A 6,451-nucleotide genomic window follows, 5' to 3' on the forward strand; every position below is an offset into this window, starting at 1 on the left:
CATCGCAGACCGGAGAGGCAGTGCAATCCGGCCCGCGATCGAAACCCTGCAAAAGGCAAACCGCTCCTGCGGCAGGGCACGGATGGCAACTTCCACAGTGGACCACGGGTTCACCGGATATTTACCATGATTTCATCAATCATATAGAGGACCATAGTGTATTTCCATTGTAGATCCGGCTGAATTCACGAACAGCAGGTCAAGATAACCGTCCTGATCAATATCCACAAACTGGAGGTCCCGCGGCAGGCTTCCGGCATCCAGCTCTTTTAAGTCCCATTTGCTCTCGCCCGACCGGACTGCGATGAAGTTCCTGCCCTCTTCTCCAAGCCCGACCATGGCCGGGTGATTTCCCCCTGCACTCACAGCGGCAATCCCGCTGTATCCCCACACCGGCGCAGGGATCTTGTCAGTAAGTGCTACTCCGCCTTTACCGTCACCGTACAGCAACAATGCACCCTTACCTGTCTCCAGGGGAGCGATGGCATCGAGGTTCCCGTCTCCGTCCAGGTCCGCGGTAACCACGGTCCTTGGGGCGTCGTTTCTTTCCTCCGGCTTGAGACGGAGATAACGCTTTTCAAAAGTCCGGTCTCCCCTGTTCATGGCCACACAGATGGAACCCACATCCCACTCTGCCCAGAGAATGTCCTGGCGGCCGTCTCCGTCCCAGTCGGCCACGTGCACATACATTGGGGTGGGAGCTGCCTCCAGTTGCCGGATCTCAAACCGGAACGGTTCATCATTGAGGCCCCATAACACATAGATCCTGTCCCCGCTGTATGGCCCGAGGACAATATCCCGGCGTCCGTCGCTGTCCAGATCCGATACTGCAATGCCCACAGGGCCAAAAGGCACCTTAAACACAGCGGACTTGACCAGTCCCCCCGGCCTGTTTTCCCAGTACTGGACCTCCTTCCTTCCTTCGCCTGCCACAATCAGGTCAGGACGTCCGTCGCGATTCCAATCCACCGGCCGGGCCATGCCGGGATGATAGCCTACCTCGGTCTCAGGATAGACCGGCCCGGGCTCAAAACGCCGGTCCTTGCGGCCCTGATAAATGCGGATATCGCCGGCCCCGTGGCCAATGACTGCAAGATCAGTGTATCCGTCGCAGTCAAAATCAGCAGCAGTCACACTATAAGGAACCCGCCCCGTGTCCAGCCTCACATGGGACGTCAGGCCCTCACCCTGCCCGGATGTCCGCAAGCCAGGCCCGGGGGAAGAGGACTGTCCGATCCCCGCACACCCCGAGAGGGCCAGGATGATCCCGATACCAAACAGCAAACTCACCAAATGCCGGCCCCCCGTAACCCCGGTCCGCACGAGTCTTCCATAGAATTATTCCTCAACTGATCCGTGTGATATATCGATGCGCTACATTAACATAATGCATCTGTCCGTCAATAGACCGCCATGGACAGAGGACCCAAGAAGTTGTACAATCTAAAAGCGGCGCATGACATACCGCAGCCACTTGCGTAACCTTCCGGCCGCCCCGGCTGAATCGCGGGTCTCAAAGCCCTTGCGCCAACGAAGAAATCGAGCCGGGTTCCCGGTTGCTATGGCAAAGGGTGGAATGTCACGGGTCACCACGGCACCGGCACCCACGACCGCCCCCTTGCCGATAGTCACGCCCTCAAGCACGCTGGCCCCCGCCCCGATCCATGCACCCCGGCAGATACGGATCGCTCCGTAAGTAAGTGCATGGTCTATAATATTCTCAGGGGGCCCGTCAATACCGTGCCCTGCGCTGAGTATCCTGGCCCCGGGGCCTATAAGCACTCCGTCCTCGATTAAAAGGCCCCCTTCACCCGAGAGATAGGCACCCGTATTCACCCACACCCGGTCTCCCAGGACCAGATCGGCCTGATGGTTCAATGCAAGGTCACCTACAACCAGGCGTACCTGGCCAAAAAGGACCACGCCGTCTCCCAGGGTTATGCCGCGGCGCCGGTCCCCCCCGCGGCGATAGAGCGTGACCGTGCCCGCAATACGCACACCTTCGCCGATCCGGTCAAAGCCGGGGGGCGGAGCAGGCCGGGGCCAGACCTCCGGAAGACCGAAAAAGGCGTCTTCGTGATTTGCGGACATGTGATCAGGATCGGGGCCTTTGGTATTTATTCATGAAACAAGAGATAAGCAAAAAAAGAGGCGGGAATAATCCCGCCTCTTCTGCTTCCCGTTCAGCCAGTTGGATGAATCAAACGGACTGTCCGAACTTCATTCGACCTGTTACTGCTCGCCGGCAAGCAGGGTCTGCATGGCCCCTATCAGGTCGCTGTCAACATAGCTGAAGACAAACATGTCATTGACATCACCTGCAGCCAGATCACATGTACCATCCGGGACGGTAAAGCGTATGAAACCGTCGATGTAGTCGGCCGGCCTGCCCACGATGGTCGATGGATCCACTATGTTGAGCTCTTGGTTCGGAAGTTCGAAGTTGACGGACTTCCGTCCCTCCTCGTCATTGTATATGTTTATGTTATAAGTGCCGGAGGCATCACAGACCGACCAGAGCACTATGTCCGTGGTGGCGCTGTATGCCGTGTCGATCCAGTAACGAATGTCAAGGACGGCGCCGGGAGGAGACCCGGTAGCTAATGATATGATACTGGTCGCGTCCATAGACGTAAGATCGGTTCCTGATGTATAGTCATCCAGAAATATAGGCAATACAGGCACAAGGACCGCGTCCTTACCTGCCGTGTCTACCATGAATGCATTGGCAAAGATGTCAGCGGTAGCAGCCGGACCAGCAGCAGCGTCACCTGATGTAAAGACCAGGTAGCCGTCTACATTTTCAAGGCCCACACCGGACTCTGCCATCCATGAAAAGCCGTAATAATCATTTTCGGTCATTTCGATCATGCCGTCTGTTATATGGGTGCTGTTGTTGTCGAAGAATGCCCAGTAGACGTCGCAGCCAGTGGCATTAACGCACGAAAGACCAACCACGGTATCTACGTTTGCGCCATCATGATAGACCTTGGGCACAAGCTGACCCGTACTATAATAACCCAAAACTACTGCACCTGCCTGGCCGGCCATAAACATCACGGCCAACGTCATGACCAGACCTATTCCCCACTTTGTAATCTTTTTCACGTCTTATTCCTCCCTTTGGTGATTTTTTGGATGTTTTAACTAAAAGTCCTACGCCTAACATAAATGCCTGTCAGGGTGATTAGCCCGACCAGTACTTTCTATATCACCTCCCTTTCCTTATTATTTGCCTGATATAGCATCGCTCAGGCTTTTTTCCTGATGGTGATACCACTCGCCATCTATCAATCTCCACCTGTCTACCGCCTCCGTATTAAATGTATTTCGAGATCCGAGCGCAGGAATGATGTAGCTCAATTTTACCTTGACGGTGGCATCTTCGCCATTGATATCTGTTCCTGTTACCTCAGCCGATTTATAGATAAGACCTCCGTGTTTTCTGACATAGACACTGGCCGGTTGTTTGCCGGTCTTTGACACCTCTTCGAATTTATAGCATGTTATCGAGTCACCTGCAACCCTGGCTGCCCAAAATTCTCTGGCCCTGGGCAAAAGCCTATCCTCCGGCGACTTGGTTTGAAGCCCTGCACACGAGGACAAAACGGCCGGGAAAACAACAAGACAGAGTATCATTGCCGCCTTGTGAACAGATACCATATTTTGACCTGAAGAGTATAAGCAACCTGTCGGCATTTTATCTCGATTACACTTAAGATCGACAATTATCAATCCATACTTTAAAAAACTCTACCAGTTTTCCCTGAAAGTCCCGTAACTATAATCTCTGTACAGGACACCATCATCTACAATAACGTCATCCAGCCTGGCCGTATGCGGCAGAACCCTGCCACCTGCCTGAAGCACCCATCTCCCCAGGGGACGCTGTATGCAGTACCTGCCCCGGGCATCCGTAACAGCCAGGATCTCGCCATTACGAATGGCCATCTCCATTTCCGGCATCTCCTCACCAGGATCACAGACACCATTATAATTACTGTCATCATACAGCAGGCCGCATTGCACCCATGTTTCCGCGCCCGGCCCATCAGGTCTTGCCAGGAGAATACAGAGTATGTAAGCGTGTGTCTGTTCTTGGCAAATTGTCAACTCCCCGCCCAAAAGGGCGATCCCGACCTCCGCAACCCCTTCATTGAGCAGGGTCGGTCCCTCTCCGGTCTCGCGTTGCGCAAGAGAATCCCGCAGAAAGGCATCCGTCAGCATCCGGGCGGCCTCGCCGGTATCCAGGTAGGAATTAAAGGCCAGGGCACCCAGTTCCTCTTTCACAATAGTTGCATTATAGCCGGCGCTGATAACCCGGTCCTCAGGAGTGAGGCCATCAGGTGTCATATGCGAAAAATAACCGCGCTCGATCATATCCTCACAGTGCGCCCTTGCAACTTCGTTCAGCACCGGATTCGATACCAGCGGCCACAGGCCCCGGTCCCACTGTGCGGCAGTTTCTTCCGGCACGACCTCCGCCCTGAGAACCTCGGTGTCCAGACCCAGTCTCTCCGCCTCCGCCCAGGGGTCGCTGCGTGCCAGGTTGATCCCGGCCAGTATTTCGGACTCCGCAGCCTGAATCGGGTCTATGGTCTCATTGCCATCATCTTCTGCAAAAACGGGACAGACCCGCAAGAAAAGTACTGCGAGGCAAATTAAAAGGATATATTTTGTGATCTTTAAGGTATTCATCCCAACCTGACCCGTAATATTATACGCAAACAATATGCCAAAGTAACTACTCAGGTTCTCAAGGTTCAGGGTTCAGGGGTTCAAGGGTTCAGGGTTCACCCTGAACGTATACGGTCTTTCTCTGCGTCCTTTGCGTCTTTGCGGTGAGTGAACTTTTCTTATTTCAGATATATGATGCAATATTCAATTGTTGGTCAATTTTCACCAGTATGGCTAAATCTGATTAAAAGACAAAAAGGCTTACAAAAGCCCGAAGCTGCGCAACACCGCGGCCCAGTCCTTGTTTTTCTCGGCATAGGCCAGCATAACCTTTCGCATCTTTTCAACCTTTTCGTTTTCCAGGAGCCATATCTGGGCCTGCAAGGGCCTTACCGCCGTACGCCGGTCCCAAATGGCAAAACCTATGGTAATCGCCACTATTGCTGCAAAGGCTCCCACCATGCTGGTCATCAGCAATACAAGCTGATCAATCTTCTTTTCGATTGAATCAAAACGATTATCCATATTGTGCTGCATTACATCAAAGCGTTTGTCGACCTGCTCAAAGCGTTTGTCGACCTGCTCAAAGCGTTTGTCGACAGAGTCCAATCTTGCCTTAATCCCCCGGATTTCTCCCTTAATTTCCGCAAGACCCTGGATGATTTCCCGGTCAGTAATCCTGGGCGCTACTTCTACCGCATGAGCCGTGCGCCCCAATTCCCCAAATGACATAATTATGGCGATTATTATGACGCGATATAGCATATTCCCTCCTTACATAAGCAGACATCTGAAAATCAGAGGAGATTATGATTCCTTAATATGGAAGCCAGCTTGGGGTCGTCTTTGGCATGGTCCTGGAGGGCATTGATGAGTTGCGCCAGGCTGCCCTTGCGCTCGATCCTGGCCACCGATTCATCCACTGCCTTCCTGATTATCGTACGGCGGTCCCAATAGGCAAAACCTATGTTCGCCACAGTCATAGCTGCAAATATTGACGCCAATATCCACATAAAATTCATCATCTGCTCAAAGCGTTTGTCGACCTGCTCAAAGCGTTTGTCGACCTGCTCAAAGCGTTTGTTCATGTCCTGCCTCAGCTCTTCAAAACGCTTGTCAATTCCTTCAAAACGCTTGTCAACTCCCTCAAAACGCCTGTCAACAGCCTTCATGAAGGTTTCAAGAGTCGCCTCCAGCCGGATCAGACGCTCACGGTCCGCCTGAGTAAAACCGGAAGGCCCAGCCGACCAGACAGGATCTGATAACCCCATTACTGACAATATGACGATGGCAGTCAAGAAACGGCGGTACATAATGACACCTCACACAAAGCGAAAAAACCGACTCAACAGATGAACATTATCCACAGATTTCGCCCCAGAGAAATAGGCTACGCATTTCACAGAGCAAGCAGATTACAAGGATTACATTAATGACTTCTTTAAAAAAATCAAGCTGTTCTTTACTCCCTGAATCTCAAAAAGACATAAATACCGATAAGAAATGGTCCAAACCTTATGACCATAAGGTTTGTAAAGCTCCAGAAAAATTGATAAAAAGCAAGCTTTACTTTGTTCATAGGCTCAAGGCCCGTATGCATGAACATCTCTGTCAGACCTTTCGCCTCTAAGGAAAATACATAAAGTGGGTAGTGTAAAATATTTTGTGTGAATTCTGAAAGGGTAGAAAAAGGCACTTTTTCTTGTAATGGTTTTGATCACCAAAAAATCAAACCGAAAGGAGAAGTGCCATGAACGTAGAAATCAGTGTACCG

At 52.1% G+C, this 6,451-nt stretch carries 8 protein-coding genes; all 8 read right to left on the minus strand.

Translation table 11 applies throughout. The features are described 5' to 3' along the window. Nucleotides 1-135 precede the first annotated feature (135 nt). A complete protein-coding gene (locus tag C4B57_11315; protein PXF52161.1) occupies nucleotides 136-1,323 on the minus strand; it encodes a hypothetical protein in 1,188 nt (395 codons plus the stop codon). A 120-nt stretch (nucleotides 1,324-1,443) separates the two neighbouring features. Then, the gene (locus C4B57_11320; GenBank protein PXF52162.1) at nucleotides 1,444-2,091 is read right to left on the minus strand and encodes an acyltransferase; all 648 of its coding nucleotides are present in this window, start codon (nucleotides 2,089-2,091) and stop codon (nucleotides 1,444-1,446) included. Between the two features lie 141 nt (nucleotides 2,092-2,232). Next, entirely contained in the window at nucleotides 2,233-3,108 is an 876-nt protein-coding gene (locus tag C4B57_11325; protein ID PXF52163.1) for a hypothetical protein, read from the minus strand. Between the two features lie 120 nt (nucleotides 3,109-3,228). Next, nucleotides 3,229-3,639, minus strand: a complete 411-nt coding sequence (locus C4B57_11330) for a hypothetical protein (GenBank protein ID PXF52164.1) — start codon at nucleotides 3,637-3,639, stop codon at nucleotides 3,229-3,231. A 114-nt stretch (nucleotides 3,640-3,753) separates the two neighbouring features. Next, nucleotides 3,754-4,698, minus strand: a complete 945-nt coding sequence (locus C4B57_11335) for a hypothetical protein (GenBank protein ID PXF52165.1) — start codon at nucleotides 4,696-4,698, stop codon at nucleotides 3,754-3,756. Between the two features lie 240 nt (nucleotides 4,699-4,938). Continuing rightward, nucleotides 4,939-5,442 carry a hypothetical protein gene (locus C4B57_11340; GenBank protein PXF52166.1) on the minus strand — a complete coding sequence of 168 codons (504 nt, stop codon included), beginning with the start codon at nucleotides 5,440-5,442 and terminating at the stop codon, nucleotides 4,939-4,941. A 32-nt stretch (nucleotides 5,443-5,474) separates the two neighbouring features. Further along, complete coding sequence (locus C4B57_11345; protein ID PXF52167.1) at nucleotides 5,475-5,990, minus strand: hypothetical protein; 516 nt, start codon at nucleotides 5,988-5,990, stop codon at nucleotides 5,475-5,477. A 149-nt stretch (nucleotides 5,991-6,139) separates the two neighbouring features. Then, the gene (locus tag C4B57_11350) at nucleotides 6,140-6,373 is read right to left on the minus strand and encodes a hypothetical protein (GenBank protein ID PXF52168.1); all 234 of its coding nucleotides are present in this window, start codon (nucleotides 6,371-6,373) and stop codon (nucleotides 6,140-6,142) included. Nucleotides 6,374-6,451 lie beyond the last annotated feature (78 nt).

It is taken from the genome of Deltaproteobacteria bacterium, from assembly GCA_003194485.1.
GTDB lineage: Bacteria > Desulfobacterota > Dissulfuribacteria > Dissulfuribacterales > UBA3076 > UBA3076.